Here is a 14,329-nt window from a genome sequence, read left to right on the forward strand (position 1 = left end):
ATTTCATCATGACTTACTCCCCGTCTCGCCGTACCGCCCTCAAGTCCCTTGCCGCAGCCGCCGCTTTTGCTACTCTGCTCAGCGCTTGCGCCGGTGAAGGTTCCGGTTCCGCTAGCGCCTCCGGTGCTGCCGGTGGTGGCGACAAGAACACCGTGACCATCGACTACGCGACCTACAACCCGCTGTCCCTGATTATCCGCAAGAAGGGTTGGCTTGAGACCGCCCTTGCCGCCGAGGGTAAGAAGGTTGAGTGGGTCAAGTCGGCTGGCTCTAACAAGGCGAATGAGGCGCTGCGTAGCGGCAACATTGATGTCGGCTCGACCGCCGGTTCGGCGGCGCTGCTGGCACGCGCTAACGGCTCCCCCATCAAGGTCATCAGCCTGTACTCGCAGCCGGAGTGGTCGGCTCTGGTGACCCGCAAGGATTCGGGTATCACCAAGGTCGCGGACCTGAAGGGTAAGACCGTTGCCGTGACCAAGGGTACCGACCCGTACTTCCTGCTGTTGCAGGCACTCAAGCAGGAGGGCATTTCCGCATCGGATCTGACCATTCAGAACCTGCAGCACGCCGACGGCCGCACCGCCCTGGATAACGGTCAGGTCAACGCGTGGAGCGGCCTGGACCCGATCATGGCTGCCGCCGAGGTGGAAAGCGGCGACGTGCTCTTCTACCGCAACCTGAACTTCAACACCTACGGATTCCTGAACGCGACCGAGAAGTTCATTCAGTCCAACCCGACCGCCGCACAGACCATCGTGGACGTGTACGAGTACGCTCGCGCCTGGGCTAAGAAGAACCCCGAAGAGGCTGTGAAGATTGTCGAGGAGGAGTCCGGCATTAAGCACGAGACCGCCCAGGTCGTCATGGAGCGCACCCACCTGGATATCGACCCGGTTCCGGGCGCTAAGCAGGTTGAGGTTCTCAAGGGTGTCGGCCCGATTCTGGTCGAGTCCGGCGACGTTCCCTCCCAGTCCGACGTGGACAAGGCACTGAACAGCATTGTGGACGATCAGTTCGCAAAGAAGGCTGACAGCGCAGCCGTCGAGAAGATCGCAAAGGTGGTTGAGAAGTAATGACCGCCGCAACGGTTACCGCCGCATCCAGCGCTCGCGCTGAGCGTGCCGAGAAGCGTGTCTCTTCCGTGAAGCTGCCCTCGAACCCGTTCGCCGGTAAGCAGTACCTGGGCCTGATTCTTCCCCTGGCGCTGATTGCCCTCTGGTACATTCTGAGCACGAACGGCGTGTTCACCCAGGTTCAGCTGCCCTCCCCCGACCGTGTGGTCAGCGCCGGTGTTGAACTGGCACAGCGCGGCGAACTGGGCCGCCACGTGGCGATTTCTACTCAGCGTGTGCTGATTGGTTTCGGTATTGGTGCCGTGCTCGGCCTGGTGCTGGGTGCGCTGATTGGCCTGTCTGCGCCGGTGCGTCTGATTGCCGCACCGACCATTGGTGCGCTGCGTGCCGTGCCATCCCTGGCGTGGGTTCCGCTGCTTCTGCTGTGGATCGGTATCGGCGAGAATTCCAAGGTGACCCTGGTTGCTATTGGTGCGTTCTTCCCGGTATACACCACGGTTTCTGCGGCTCTGGCGCACGTTGACCCCAAGCTTGTGGAGGCGGCACGCGCCTTCGGTCTGAAGGGTCTGCGCCTGTTCACCACGGTTCAGCTTCCCGCGGTTCTGCCGTCGGTCGTTTCGGGTCTGCGTCTGGCGCTGGCTCAGGCGTGGCTGTTCCTGGTCGCCGCCGAGCTGCTGGGTGCGTCCATGGGCCTGGGTTACCTGCTGACCGACTCGCAGAACAACGGCCGCACCGACCGCCTGCTGCTGGCTATTGTGGCGCTGGCGGTGCTCGGTAAGATTACCGACGCCCTGGTGGGTGTTTTCGAGCGCTGGGTGAAGGCGAAGTACCCCAGCAACTAACGCCACCAGCAATTAGCACCACAGCTAAACGCAACACTCAGCACGCGCTGAGTTTTAGGAGAGATGTCCGCCGCGTGGTTGCTCCCGACAGTGAGCAAATCATCGCTACGCGCCGGAGAAAGAAGTCGGCGGGGAAACCTGTCGCCTACTGAATGATGATGATGTGCCCCGCCCCGCGCCCCACAGCAGTGAGCGCGGGGCGGGGTCTTTAAATATTTCGGAATATTACGAACCGACACACAGCATGCCGAATATGACGGGCTCCTTTGCTTCCTGGCCCGGAGCGCGCTTTACTAAGAAGGCAAACCATCCAGAGCGACCGAGAGACCTGGCTCCGTGACGTCGCAGCAACCCCCTCGCCAACGCACACACAGACCCCACGGTCACACAGACAGCGGCACGGCGAGCAAGGGTGCTAATGCCAGCAACCGATGGGAGAATAATGGGACTGCCCACCCCCTACTCGTTCACCGACCCGCTGAACCCCACCCCGAACCCCGCCCTCGAATCTGACGAGGCACGCGTCGCGTTCTGGGAGAAGCAGGCGCAGCGCCTCACCTGGGCTGAGCCCTGGCACACCGCGCACCGCTTCGAGAAGCCGAAGTCCCTCGGCTTCGACGAGGACGGCATCGAACAGTTCAGCATCCCCGAAATTAAGTGGTTCGAGGGCGGCAAGCTGAACGTCGCCTACAACTGCGTAGACCGCCACGTGGAGGCGGGCCGCGGCGACAAGGTAGCCCTCTACTTTGAAGGTGAACCCGGCGACCGCGAAGCCATCACCTACGCAGAACTGCAGCGCCGCATCGCGAAAGCAGCAAACGGCCTGCTGTCCCTGGGCGTGCGCAAGGGTGACCGTGTGGTCATCTACCTGCCCGTCATCCCCGAAACCATTATTTTCACCCTCGCCTGCGCGCGTATTGGCGCGATCCACTCCCTCGTGTTCGGTGGTTTCTCCGCTGAGGCGCTGAAGTTCCGTGTGGAAGACACCGGCGCGAAGGTCCTCATCACCACCGACGGCCAGAACCGCCGCGGCAAGGTCGTTCCCGTGAAGGTGAACGCCGACGAAGCATGCTCCGGTAAGAACAACATCGAACACGTCATCGTGGTGGACCGCACCAGCGCCTCCGACCCGGTAGCGCACGCCGCTGTGCCGTGGACTGAGGGCCGCGACGTCTGGTACCACGACCTGGTGGACGACCAGCCGGACACCCACGCCTACGAACTGCACGACGCCGAGGATCCGCTGTTCATTATTTACACCTCCGGCACGACCGGTAAGCCCAAGGGTCTGGTGCACACCATGGCTGGATACCTGGTGCAGACCGCGTACACTCACGCGCTGCTGTACGATCTGCTGCCGGATTACGTGGACGAGAACGGTGTGCTGCGCCCGGACGAGCTGTCCGCGGTCAACGACCCGGAGAAGGTTGAGTCCACCGTTCACTGGTGCACCGCCGACCTCGCCTGGGTGACCGCGCACACCTACGAAATTTACGGCCCGCTGGTTAACGGTGTTTCCGAGGTGATTTACGAGGGTACCCCGAACACCCCGCACTTCGGTCGCCACTTTGAGGTTATCGAACGCTACGGCGTGACCAACTACTACACCGCGCCGACCCTGATTCGTTCGCTCATGGGTGCGTTCCCGAACGGTCCGGAGCCCGGCAAGTACGACTTCTCGACCGTGCGTCTGCTCGGTTCTGTGGGTGAATCCATTAACCCGGAGGCGTGGCGTTGGCTGCGTCAGCACGTGGGCGGCGGCACCGCGGCGTTCATCGACACCTGGTGGCAGTCGGAGACCGGTTCGACCGTGTGCTCCCCGCGCCCGCACGACCCGGCGTTCGCACCCGAGGGCACCTACCCGGAGGGTACCCCGCACTGCACTCCCCTGCCCGGTTGCGCTACCCGCGCCGTTCCCGGCGTATCCACCCGCGTGGTGGATGAGCACGGCGACCCGGTCGAACCCGGCAAGCAGGGCTTCATCGTGGTCGATAAGATTGGTCCCTCGATGGCTCGTACCGTGTGGCAGAACCCGCAGCGTTACCTGGATTCCTACTGGCGTCACTACGGCGAGCGCGGCTGGTTCCTCGCTGGCGACGGCGCGAAGGAAGACGAAGAGGGTAACGTGTACATCCTCGGCCGTATTGATGACGTGATTAACATTTCGGGTCACCGTCTGTCCACGATTGAGATTGAGTCGGCTCTGGTGACTCACCCGGCTGTGGTTGAGGCTGGTGTCTGCCCCGTGGAGGATGAGCTGACCGGTCACCAGGCGGTCGCCTACGTGACGCTCACCGATGAGGGTAGGGACCTGACTGAGGATGAGCTGAAGGCGGCGCTGACCGCGCACGTGCGTGAGCACATTGGCCCGATTGCTAAGCCGAAGGACGTTGTGGCGGTTGCCGATATCCCGAAGACCCGTTCGGGTAAGATTACTCGCCGTCTGCTCGGTGAGCTGTACCAGGGCCGTTCTTTGGGCGATGTTTCTTCGCTGCAGAATGAGGAGGCGCTGGGCCACATTGCGCAGGTGCTGGTGGATACTGGCCGCGTGAGCGAGGCTGTCTAAGCGCTGTTGCTGGCCTGAACGCTAGGCTGAGCTGAAAGCTGCGCTGAGCTAAAAGCTACATAGAGTAAAGGTGCGGATACCGAATGATGATTCGGTATCCGCACCTTTACTGTTTTATAGAGCCAACAAGGCTCTTTATCGGCGTTGCGCCGCTTAAATCAGACCCAGCGAACGAGCGTGTTCAGCGGTAATGCCGCTCGGCTCAATGTGCTCGGGGCCCTTGTCCTTCTCGGGGTGCTCGGTCGCCTGGAAGCGGATCATCTTCACATCGCTTGCCGCACCCAGGTTCGTGATCATGCCGTCACCGTTCAGGTCCACGGACACCGGCTCGGTGTCGATCTTGCCGTTGCCGTTGAAGTCAATCGGCTGGTTGGCGGGCTTGCCCTTGTACAGGAAGCCAGCCGCGCGGGGGCCGAAGCCGCGCGCCTCGTACAGCTTCGCCTCGTTGAGCATGCGGTACTCGGCGGTGGAGTAGCCGAAGTAGCGGCTACCGTCAGCCATGGGCACGCCGGTGAGGGTGTACTGGTAGTTCATGACGCTGTAGTAGTTGGGCTTGTAGTTGATTTCGTCCCAGCCGCCGTGGCTCAGTGCGAGGTTGTGGCCGAGCTCGTGCACGAACACTGCCACGCGGATGTTGCTGCTTGCCTTGCCCCAGAAGTGCGGGCCGACGGTGACCATAAAGTTACGACCGCCGAAGTTAGCGATACCGGAGGAGTAGCTGTTGTCGTAGTAGTCGCCCCAGATCATGTAGTGGAAGGTGCCTTCGCGGGCGGGGTTGAACTTACCTTCGGTCGCCTTGATTCGGTGGAGCGCCTTGAATTCGCTGTCGAGTGCCTGGTAGCTGATTTCGTTGCCGCCGCCGAGGTTGTACTTGGCGCTGCGGGCGCTACCGGCGTCCAGGTGGATGTTCACACCGGTGGTGCCGTCGGGGTTGCGCATGGGCAGGTCGGCGTAAATCTTGGTGATGCGGTCCAGTTCGTCTTCGCTGGGCAGCAGGCCTGCCATGTAGTCCATCTCTACGAAGATGTCCTTGTGCTTGGGGTTTGCACCCATTGCGGGGAAGTCGACGTCGATTTTGCCGTCGCCGTCGGCGTCGTAGCCCTTCATCTCCCAGGTGTTGGGGATGCCGTCGCCGTCGATGTCGGGGCTGTAGGCGTTTGCCGCGGGGGCTGCGATAGTGCCCAGGCAGAGCACTGCAAGGGAGGCAAGCGTGACGCGTGCACTCTTCATAAATGCCATGTTGTGTTCCTTAAGTGTGTGGTGACCGGTGGTGTTTCTGTGGAGTTTTCCGGGAGGGCGTTCTCCACGGTTTCCATGATGCTCCCGTTTCACGCGCTAGGTGAGCTGGGTGCCGTAATGTTCATACATTGAGGTAAAAGTTGAGATAATTTTGAAGATGAGCTGAATTACATTAGAGTATCAGTAATTCAAATCACATGCATCACCACATTCTTAATGACAAGAGAGATCCCATGACTTCTTCCTCGAACACCACTAATGGCCTGAACCGCCGCGCACTCATCAAGGGTGCCGCATGGAGCACCCCCGTCATCGCAACCGCAGCGGCGGTACCCGCCTACGCGGCGTCCACCGATGCGCAGGAGACCCCGACCATGAGGTTCGGTGTCTTCACTCAGGCGTTCAACTCGAACCCCGCCAACGACTTTGATACCCGCTACGGCCTGGATTCCTACACCGTGCAGGTACCGAACATCACCGCAACCTCCACCACCCCGCAGAGCCGCGGCGGCGGCACTTTCACCCCCGGCGGTAGCGTGGGTGCTGGCCTGTACGGTGGCGCGGGTCTGTGGATTTCTGCACCCGTTAACTCCAAGGGCGAGTTCCAGGGTAGCTCCTGGCTGTACCCTCAGGCGCACCTGCAGGTGACCTTCGAATTCACCTTCCCCACCGCCGAGGACGTCACCGACCCGCTGCTGTGGGACACCGAGAACGACGTTGAGATCCCGGCACTCGCCAAGAGTGCGGGCGGCGCAAAGACCAACAACCCCGCCGTGGCGGCGTTCAACGGCATCGCATACATTGCGAAGTTCTACGAGCCGGTCATCGAAGACAACGTCTGGACCGGCGTACTGGACATCCGCACCTCCGACTACCTGGAAGCCACCGCGAAGGACGGCGTGAGCTACGCGCAGGTTCTGGCTTCGCTGGTTCCGGTGTACTTCACCGAGGTGACCTCCAGCTACACTCTGACCACCACCGCTCAGATCACCAGCGGTAACGTCGCAATGCAGCTGACCGAGGGTGGCGAGTACACCTTCCAGGACCTGGCTGGTTTGCGCGCTTCGGCAACCATCAGCCGCTAAAGTACCGAACATCAGCGAGGGGCCCGGAATCCGTTATGGATGCCGGGCCCCTCGCCCTGTTTAAGGCTCAGCGTATCGGTTACCGCCGACAGCCGCTAGAGGCTAGTCCTTCGCGGGGACCATGCCCTTGGAGCGAGCCAGGTCAGCGGTCATTTCATTGTGGTCAATCTCAGCCGAAAGGTGCTTCTCGGAACGGTACACGCCGCCCTGCGCCTCGGTACCCTCAGCCTGCAGCTTCAAGGTCGCCATATCGTTCGGGGCGGTCAGTTCGGTCAGCTGACCGTCACCGTTCAGGTCAACCGACACCGGCTCGTCATCAATCTTGCCGTTGCCGTTGAAGTCGATACCCTCCCAGGCAGGCTTACGGAAGTACAGCCAGCCGTAGGCGTTACGGCCAAAGCCGGCACGTTCGTCCAGCTTGTTCTCGTCCAGGGTCTTGTAGGCGCGGGTCGAGTAGCTGAACTTCAGCTCACCGCTGGCGCGGCGCACACCATAAATCTGGTACATGTAGTTCATGACGCTCAGGTAGTTCGGCTTGTCGTTCACGTCATCGGTGCCGCCGTGACCCAGACCGAGGTTGTGGCCCAGCTCGTGGATGAAGGTGCCCACGCGCACGTCGGAGGTTGCGGACTTGCCCCAGAAGCGCGGGCCGACGGTCACCACGAAGCCGCGGCCGCCCACGTAGCCCAGACCGGAGGAACCGTACTCGTCGTAGGCGTCACCCCAGATCATGTAGTGGAAGACGCTTTCACGGTTGGGGTCCATGTTCTTGGAGCGGATTTCGGCCCACTTGGTCATGGTGTTGTCGAGCTGTTCGTGCGCCACTTCGTTGCCGCCGCCGAGGTTGTACTTGGCGCTACGGGCGCTACCTGCGTCCAGGTGAATGTTGATGCCGGTGGTGCCGTTCGGGTTGCGCACGGGAAGCTGCGCGAAGGATTCGGTGATGCGGTCGAGCTCTTCTTCGGAAGCGAGCAGGCCGGGCATGTAGTCCATCTCCACGAAGATGTCCTTTTTCAGCGGGTTGGCACCCATGCCGGGGTAGTCCACGTCGATTTTGCCGTCGCCGTCGGCGTCGTAGCCCTTCATTTCCCAGGTGTTGGGGATGCCGTCGCCGTCAATATCGGGGTTGTACGCCTGCGCTGCGGGGGCAGCAACCGAGCTGAGCACAAGCAGTGCCGCCGAAGCGAGCGCGGTACGCACTACGCGAGTTGAGGTCAGAAAAGACATGGGATCTCTCTTCGTGTCTTGACCGCGCGTTAGATTGCTCCATCTGACGTTGCGTACAGTGCATCTCTGGTGAGTAGAAGTATCAAATGGTAGCCAAGCCACGCGGTGCGGTGGTCATGTGTGTCGCTGCCGCCGATATGCAGTCGGCGTGCCGCGAGTGAGCGCGGCATTTAAAAGACAGCGGGTCACTGCCGAACCCTCCGATGGAGGCAAAAGAGCCGTTCTTGGTTCTCTTCTGTTCGACGGTGACCCGCCTCATCATACACAGAGTGCATCTAGTTTGTCCCAGTATTCGCACCGTATCTCAGGTTATGCACCGTTTATGACGTAAAACGTTTTGATAAGCCTTCTATTTAGTGTTTTCTGACTCAGGCTCTGCCTCAGCGTTCTGTGCGGCACCCTTCGCCTCGGAGGTCTTCTTGGAAGCGTAGAACAGACACACGACGGCACCCACCGCCGCGGCGACCAGGGGTAGCATCATGGAATCAGCCATTGCCGCAGCGTAGGGTTCACGTAGAATCTGCGGAAGTACGCCGCCTCCAGCACCGCTGTGAGAGCTACCGCCCGCCGTAGCGGCAGGACCCAACGCGGACAGCTGCGAGGTAATTGCAGAAGCCATAATCGTGGTAATCGCAGCCGACCCGAGCACCGACGCCATCTGGCGGGTCTCGTTGTACACGCCCGAACCAGCACCGGCACGCTGCGGCGGCAGGTTGCGGGTCGCAGACACCGACAGCGGACCCCAAATGCAGGCGTTCGCCGCACCCAGAATAATCATCGGGCCAACCATCAGCCACAGGTTGCCGTCCGCAACCATCGTCGGGCGGAGCAGGGCAAAGCCCACAACCAGCAGCGTAAAACCAATCACGGCAATCCACTTCGGGTCGTTACGGTTCAGACGCGCACCCACCACCGGCGCCAACGCACCCGAGAACAACGCCATCGGGGCAGTCATCAGCGCAGCCTGGGTCGGATCCAGACCCTCCACCTGCTGCAGATACAGGGTCAGCGGGAACGCCATGCTGATAGCGACCACACCCATAGCGGAGATAGCCACATTCGACACGGAGAAGTTACGGTCACTGAAAAGGCTCAGCGGAACCAGCGGCTCACGCGGGTTAATCGCCTGCCACCCGATGAACAGGCCCAGCACCAGAATGCCGGCAATAATCAGGCCCCACACGCTCACCGGAACACCGGTGCCCATGAACGAGTCAGTGATGGTGCCCCAGTCGTAGGTAGCGCCTTCCTGAATACCGAAAACCAGCAGGAACAGACCGACCGCCGAAAGCACCACGCCCAACCAGTCGAAGCTGTGCTTCTTCTGCTCGAACACCGGCACATTACGCCACGCCAAGAACAGGCCGACCAGGCCAACCGGAATGTTGATGAAGAAGATCCAGCCCCAGCCGAGGGTATCCACCAGCACGCCGCCCAGAATCGGGCCGACCAGCGAGGCGACACCCGCAGTCGCACCCCAAATGCTCATGGCGACACCGCGCGCATTCGGCGGGAACATGAGCGTAATCAGAGACATGGTCTGCGGGGTCATCAGCGACGCGCCTAGGCCCTGCACCACGCGGGCAGTAATCAACGACTCAACATTCGGCGCCAGACCACACCACAGGGAGGCAAGCGTAAAAATACCCATACCGATCATGTACAGGTTCTTCTGACCGAAGCGGTCACCCATACGACCGGTAATGAGCAGCGGCACCGCATACGCCAGCAGGTAGGCGCTCGTCACCCACATGCCCTCAGACAGGGACGCCTCCAAATCCTGCAGCATATGCGGCAGGGCGATGGTGACAATATTGCCATCCACCAGGATCATGAAGAAACCAACAACCAGGGACCAGAGAGCAGGCCAGGGCTTGTAGGGTGTCTTCGCCGGGTTACCGACGAGAGGCGCTTTTTTAGGGCGTGAACTCAATGATCCTCCAGGGGATGGGTTGTATGCGGGTAGATGTCCGTGTGTTCAGCATTGCCGCTGAGTGAATGCCCCTAATGTTACTCCTTTTCAGGGGGCGGCTTCGGTTGCTTTACCCTTATTCAACTCTTCACGGCGCGTACGCGCGGCAACCAGGCAACAGGCACCCCGCACCCTCTAGACTGAAGCTATAGAAGCTAATCCGGGCGCCACCACTGGCGCTCACCCCCATCAGACCACCCTCAATGAGACGACCCCGGGAGGACCCATGGGTTTCTTTGATTTCTTCACCGACCGCACCCCGGCAGAACCCGCCGAAATCCGCCTCGTCGCTTTCGTGCGCGGCAAGGTGCAGGGTGTGGGCTTCCGCTGGTGGTGCGCCGGAACCGCCAAGCCCATGGGCCTGACCGGCTACGCCGAGAACCTCGACGACGGGCGCGTGAAGGTCGTTGCGGAGGGTACCGCCGCCTCCTGCGCTCGCCTGGTGGATATTCTGCGCGGCGGCGACACCGCCGGGCGCGTGGATGAGGTGCTCGTCGAGTGGGAGGAGCCGAGCGGCTCGTTCCGCGGCTTCGGCATTCGGTAGTAGTCCCCCGTTCTTTATGTAGGGCGCGCCGGGTGTCATCCTTGCTGTGAGGAGACGCCCGACGCGCCCTTTGCTATGCGCGGGTTAGTTTCTCGGTTCTCCACAGAACACTGCGCCAGTTTGCCCTAAAGCCTTAGTTAACCCCAGAGCCTAGTGAGCCCAGAGCGCCGCGAATTGCGCGCGGGTCATATCGGCGCGGCGCACCCGATGCTGCACCGGGTGACCGTTCTCGTCGGGGCGGCCGGAGTTCGGGTCAATATCGTCGTAGATGCCGGTGAAACCCGCTTTAACCGCCACTCGTTCGGATGCCTCGTTACCCGCCAGGGCGGTCCAGCGGACGGTATCAAGGCCCAGCCCGAGCGGGTCGAAAGCGTAGCCGAGGACGGCTCGCAGCGCTTCGGTCATATAGCCTTTTCCGCGCGCCTTCGGGGCGGTGTAATAGCCCAGTTCGGCGCGGGTTCCGGGGTTTTCGGGGGTGCCGTCAGGTAGGCGCAGCTCGATACTCCCCGCGAACACGCCGGAGACGTCAATCGCCCAGCGCTGGATTTGCCCGGCGGCAATCTGGCGGGCGGTGGTGAGTAGGGAGTCCTCGGCATCGGCGCGCATGTAGTTCAGCGGTACGCGGGTGTAGCGAATCATTTGCGGGTCGCGGCAGGCTTCTACGATGTCGGGGATATCCGCCTCGCGCAGGTGGCGCAGGGTGAGGCGTTCGGTAATGAGTTCGGGCTGGCTGGGCTCTGCATGTTCGCTGTGTTCTGAGAAGTTACTGTGTTCGGGGGTCATGATTCGAGCTTAAACCCTCAGGTTTGTGCGCCGGAAAAGCTTTTGTGAGCATCCTAGAATGCTCGGTGATGCAAATCATAGTTAAACACTTCTGTTTTAATGCGTCATCACTTGATTATTATGAATTATTCATAATAAAATAGTTATCGAGCCCGCCCACTGGGCAGTAAGAATAAGCGCCGCGCAACGAATCCGCGCGGCACGAAGCAGAAAGAAGAACACTATGGCAGTTCTGACCATCGGCGACCAGTTCCCCGCATACGAGCTCACCGGCGTTGTCCCCGGTAAGCTGGCTGACATCGAAGCAACCAAGCCCGAAGACTACTTCACCACCGTCTCCTCCGAGGGTCTGGACGAAGACACCTGGCGCGTCGTCTTCTTCTGGCCGAAGGACTTCACCTTCGTTTGCCCCACCGAGATTGCAGCATTCGGCAAGCTCGCTGACGAGTTCGAGGCACGCGACACCCAGGTGATCGGTGTTTCCGTTGACAACGAGTACACCCACTACGCATGGCGCCGCTCCCACGAAGAGCTCGTGGACCTGCCCATCGTCATGGCATCCGACCTCAAGCGTGAGCTGGTTAGCGCACTGGGCATCCTGAACAAGGACGGCGTTGCAGACCGCGCAACCTTCATCATCGACCCCCACAACACCATCCAGTCGGTCTCCATTACCGCTGACTCCGTCGGCCGTAACACCGACGAGGTGCTCCGCCAGCTGGACGCACTGCAGTCCGACGAGCTGTGCGCATGCAACTGGAAGAAGGGTGCAGCAACCATCGACGCATTCAAGGAGATGAAGTAATCCATGAGCATCGATAACCTGCGTTCGGCTCTGCCTTCCTACGCGAAGGACATGAACCTCAACCTGTCCTCCCTGCCCCGCATCACCTCCCTGTCCGAGCAGCAGCTCTGGGGCGCAATCCTCGCAACCGCAGCAGCAACCAAGGTTGACTCTGTCGTTGTTGAGATTGCTGCAGAGGCTAAGGATCACCTGAGCGACACCGCTTACGAGGCTGCTCTGGGTGCTGCATCCATCATGGGCATGAACAACATCTTCTACCGCACCCGTGGCTTCCTGAACGGTGCATACGATGACCAGCGCGCAAACCTGCGTATGCAGATCATCGGCAAGAACGGTGGCATTGAGAAGCTGGACTTCGAGATGTTCGCTCTGGCAGTGTCCGCAGTCAACGGCTGCTCCCACTGCGTTGAGGCTCACGAGCACACCCTGCGTGAAGAGGGCGCAACCAAGGAGCAGGTCAACGACCTGATCCGTATTGCTGCAACCCTCGGTGGCGTGGCACAGGGCATTCAGCTGGCTGAGGCACTGGGCTAAACCCACTAAGCGTTAGAGCTTACACAGAAGCGGCGCATCCACCCCTTTACGGGTCGGATGCGCCGCTTCCTTTATGTCCTCAAGCCCAGCAACGTGTTGGGCAGCAGTTTCTAAATTCCCCCGATTTGGCGCTATACAATGCCTGTATGCGGTACTGTATTTTGGACTCCACCAGCCCCCTTCCCAGCGTGGAAGAACTTACTGAGCTTTACGATTCTGTGGGCTGGAGTGCCTATACCAAAACACCCGAACGTCTCGTCCCGATGGTGGAGGGGTCGCGGTATCTCTACACCGCACGAGAGGCAACCACGGACGGAACGGGACGGCTCGTCGGGCTAGTCCGCGCCGTCGGGGATGGACACTCTATCGCCTACATTCAGGACCTCCTAGTGCATCCGCACGCCCAACGACAGGGCATTGGTTCTGCGCTTCTAAAGCGTGTCATTGAGGACTTTGACCGAGAAGACATTCGACAGCGACTCATTACTACCGACGTCGGTACTGAACACGCCGTTGCGCTCTACAAACGCTACGGCTACGCCCCCGTAGAGGCGGCAGGATGCATCACCCTTGCATGCTATCGATAAGGCAATATCGCATGCGGCTTGATACGGCTTAACTCGTTCAAGCTGGCTGAGGCACTGGGCTAAACCCACTAAACGTTAGAGATTACACAGAAGCGGCGCGTCCACCCCTTTACGGGTCGGATGCGCCGCTTTGTTTTAGCTACATTTGTTTCAGCTGGTCGTCGAGTCCGCTCGCAGGGCGGCATCCCAGCCGCTCGCCAGGCGCGTCGCCGCGGCCACCAGAGCCACCAGATCCTCGGCGTACACCGGGGTCGAGCGCACGCCCGCACACCAGTCAATCGTTCCCAAACCCAGCCAGGGCTTACCGGGGAAGAACTCGCGCCGCAGCGCCACACGGCGCTTACCTAAGGCGCGGCGACCCGGCACGTACCCGCCGCGGCTGATGAACAGCGCCTCGCGGCCCTCGGACTCCACTAGCGCCTCCAGTGCCCTCAGCGCAGGAACCCAGCTCGGTTCCCCCACGCTCGCCAGGTCGGCCAGTTCGGGATACTCGCTCTCGTGCTCCGCCACGCTCACGCCTAGGATGTACTGGTAGCGCACCTGCCCGAGCTCCTGCGGCAGGCCGCGGTCGGCGGTCTGAATCGTACCGCACAGGTGCCGAACGACCGGCTCACCCTCGGCGTTCACGCCGGCCAGGGGCTCGCCGTCCCGGTAGATTGCGGGGCCGTCCAGGTAGAGCCCCACCGCGCCGGTACCCGTGATGTTGGGGCGCACCGACCAGCCGGGAAGCGCCTCCTCCAGGCGGGGCACCACGCCCCGCAGGATTTCGAAAACTTCGTCACGCGATACCGTCACGGCGGCTCCTTTCACCTTACGCAGATAACGATTTGCAATGTGGCCCGGTCTATCAAACGACCGGGCCACATGCCTCTAGTATTCGTCTAGACCCAGCTTAGCGAGCGCTCCGCTTACGGGAGGGTAGCCACACCATGAGCGCCGACAGCGCCGCACCGGCAAACATCATGATTGCCATAGACTCCACCGCATTCAGGGGGCTCAATGCTAACAGTAGCGAAGAAATGATGCCGCTACCGTACTGGAAAGAACCCAGCGCAGAAACAATCATGACAGA

14 protein-coding genes are annotated in these 14,329 nt (G+C 61.1%); 8 read left to right on the forward strand and 6 right to left on the reverse strand.

Annotation, left to right across the window (positions count from 1 at the left end):
* Window positions 1-8 precede the first annotated feature (8 nt).
* The 3 genes from HMPREF2999_RS02385 to HMPREF2999_RS02395 all read left to right on the forward strand — a co-directional run bounded on the left by HMPREF2999_RS02385 (window position 9) and on the right by HMPREF2999_RS02395 (window position 4,481).
* Window positions 9-1,073 carry an aliphatic sulfonate ABC transporter substrate-binding protein gene (locus HMPREF2999_RS02385; protein ID WP_070675398.1) on the forward strand — a complete coding sequence of 355 codons (1,065 nt, stop codon included), beginning with the start codon at window positions 9-11 and terminating at the stop codon, window positions 1,071-1,073.
* A complete protein-coding gene (locus HMPREF2999_RS02390; protein WP_049340216.1) occupies window positions 1,073-1,915 on the forward strand; it encodes an ABC transporter permease in 843 nt (280 codons plus the stop codon). Before HMPREF2999_RS02385 ends, HMPREF2999_RS02390 begins: the two co-directional genes overlap by 1 nt.
* A gap of 442 nt (window positions 1,916-2,357) precedes the next feature.
* Window positions 2,358-4,481 carry an AMP-binding protein gene (locus tag HMPREF2999_RS02395; RefSeq protein WP_070675395.1) on the forward strand — a complete coding sequence of 708 codons (2,124 nt, stop codon included), beginning with the start codon at window positions 2,358-2,360 and terminating at the stop codon, window positions 4,479-4,481.
* 153 nt (window positions 4,482-4,634) lie between these two features.
* On the opposite strand, the gene HMPREF2999_RS02400 is transcribed toward HMPREF2999_RS02395, so the two are convergent.
* Entirely contained in the window at window positions 4,635-5,720 is a 1,086-nt protein-coding gene (locus HMPREF2999_RS02400) for a hypothetical protein (RefSeq protein WP_005507254.1), read from the reverse strand.
* Between the two features lie 233 nt (window positions 5,721-5,953).
* Here HMPREF2999_RS02400 and HMPREF2999_RS02405 point away from each other — a divergent pair, with 233 nt between their 5' ends.
* On the forward strand, window positions 5,954-6,805 hold the full coding sequence (locus tag HMPREF2999_RS02405) for a transcriptional initiation protein Tat (protein WP_070675371.1): 852 nt from the start codon (window positions 5,954-5,956) through the stop codon (window positions 6,803-6,805).
* A 102-nt stretch (window positions 6,806-6,907) separates the two neighbouring features.
* On the opposite strand, the gene HMPREF2999_RS02410 is transcribed toward HMPREF2999_RS02405, so the two are convergent.
* Together HMPREF2999_RS02410 and HMPREF2999_RS02415 are read right to left on the reverse strand one after the other, a co-directional pair.
* Window positions 6,908-8,032: a zinc-dependent metalloprotease family protein gene (locus HMPREF2999_RS02410; protein WP_070675368.1), complete on the reverse strand. Its 1,125-nt coding sequence runs from the start codon at window positions 8,030-8,032 to the stop codon at window positions 6,908-6,910.
* A gap of 349 nt (window positions 8,033-8,381) precedes the next feature.
* Entirely contained in the window at window positions 8,382-9,965 is a 1,584-nt protein-coding gene (locus tag HMPREF2999_RS02415; protein ID WP_070675365.1) for a DHA2 family efflux MFS transporter permease subunit, read from the reverse strand.
* Window positions 9,966-10,230: 265 nt separating this feature from the next.
* Here HMPREF2999_RS02415 and HMPREF2999_RS02420 point away from each other — a divergent pair, with 265 nt between their 5' ends.
* Window positions 10,231-10,548: an acylphosphatase gene (locus HMPREF2999_RS02420; protein WP_070675361.1), complete on the forward strand. Its 318-nt coding sequence runs from the start codon at window positions 10,231-10,233 to the stop codon at window positions 10,546-10,548.
* 150 nt (window positions 10,549-10,698) lie between these two features.
* Here the strand turns inward: HMPREF2999_RS02420 and HMPREF2999_RS02425 are convergent, their stop codons facing one another.
* Window positions 10,699-11,331, reverse strand: coding sequence for a GNAT family N-acetyltransferase (locus HMPREF2999_RS02425; RefSeq protein WP_070675358.1), 633 nt, complete (start codon window positions 11,329-11,331; stop codon window positions 10,699-10,701).
* A gap of 223 nt (window positions 11,332-11,554) precedes the next feature.
* Here HMPREF2999_RS02425 and HMPREF2999_RS02430 point away from each other — a divergent pair, with 223 nt between their 5' ends.
* The 3 genes from HMPREF2999_RS02430 (at window position 11,555) to HMPREF2999_RS02440 (ending at window position 13,257) form a co-directional block, all read left to right on the forward strand.
* A complete protein-coding gene (locus HMPREF2999_RS02430) occupies window positions 11,555-12,136 on the forward strand; it encodes a peroxiredoxin (protein ID WP_005507262.1) in 582 nt (193 codons plus the stop codon).
* Window positions 12,137-12,139: 3 nt separating this feature from the next.
* A complete protein-coding gene (locus tag HMPREF2999_RS02435) occupies window positions 12,140-12,670 on the forward strand; it encodes an alkylhydroperoxidase, AhpD family (protein WP_070675355.1) in 531 nt (176 codons plus the stop codon).
* A gap of 263 nt (window positions 12,671-12,933) precedes the next feature.
* The gene (locus HMPREF2999_RS02440) at window positions 12,934-13,257 is read left to right on the forward strand and encodes a GNAT family N-acetyltransferase (protein WP_246823060.1); all 324 of its coding nucleotides are present in this window, start codon (window positions 12,934-12,936) and stop codon (window positions 13,255-13,257) included.
* Between the two features lie 150 nt (window positions 13,258-13,407).
* On the opposite strand, the gene HMPREF2999_RS02445 is transcribed toward HMPREF2999_RS02440, so the two are convergent.
* Both HMPREF2999_RS02445 and HMPREF2999_RS09470 read right to left on the reverse strand, forming a co-directional pair.
* On the reverse strand, window positions 13,408-14,052 hold the full coding sequence (locus HMPREF2999_RS02445; RefSeq protein ID WP_070675349.1) for an L-alanine-DL-glutamate epimerase: 645 nt from the start codon (window positions 14,050-14,052) through the stop codon (window positions 13,408-13,410).
* A 97-nt stretch (window positions 14,053-14,149) separates the two neighbouring features.
* Window positions 14,150-14,323 (reverse strand): hypothetical protein, encoded by a 174-nt coding sequence (locus tag HMPREF2999_RS09470; protein ID WP_168165991.1) that lies wholly within the window; start codon window positions 14,321-14,323, stop codon window positions 14,150-14,152.
* Window positions 14,324-14,329 lie beyond the last annotated feature (6 nt).

The sequence above is a fragment of the Rothia sp. HMSC066H02 genome (genome assembly GCF_001814995.1).
Taxonomy (GTDB): Bacteria; Actinomycetota; Actinomycetes; order Actinomycetales; family Micrococcaceae; genus Rothia; species Rothia mucilaginosa.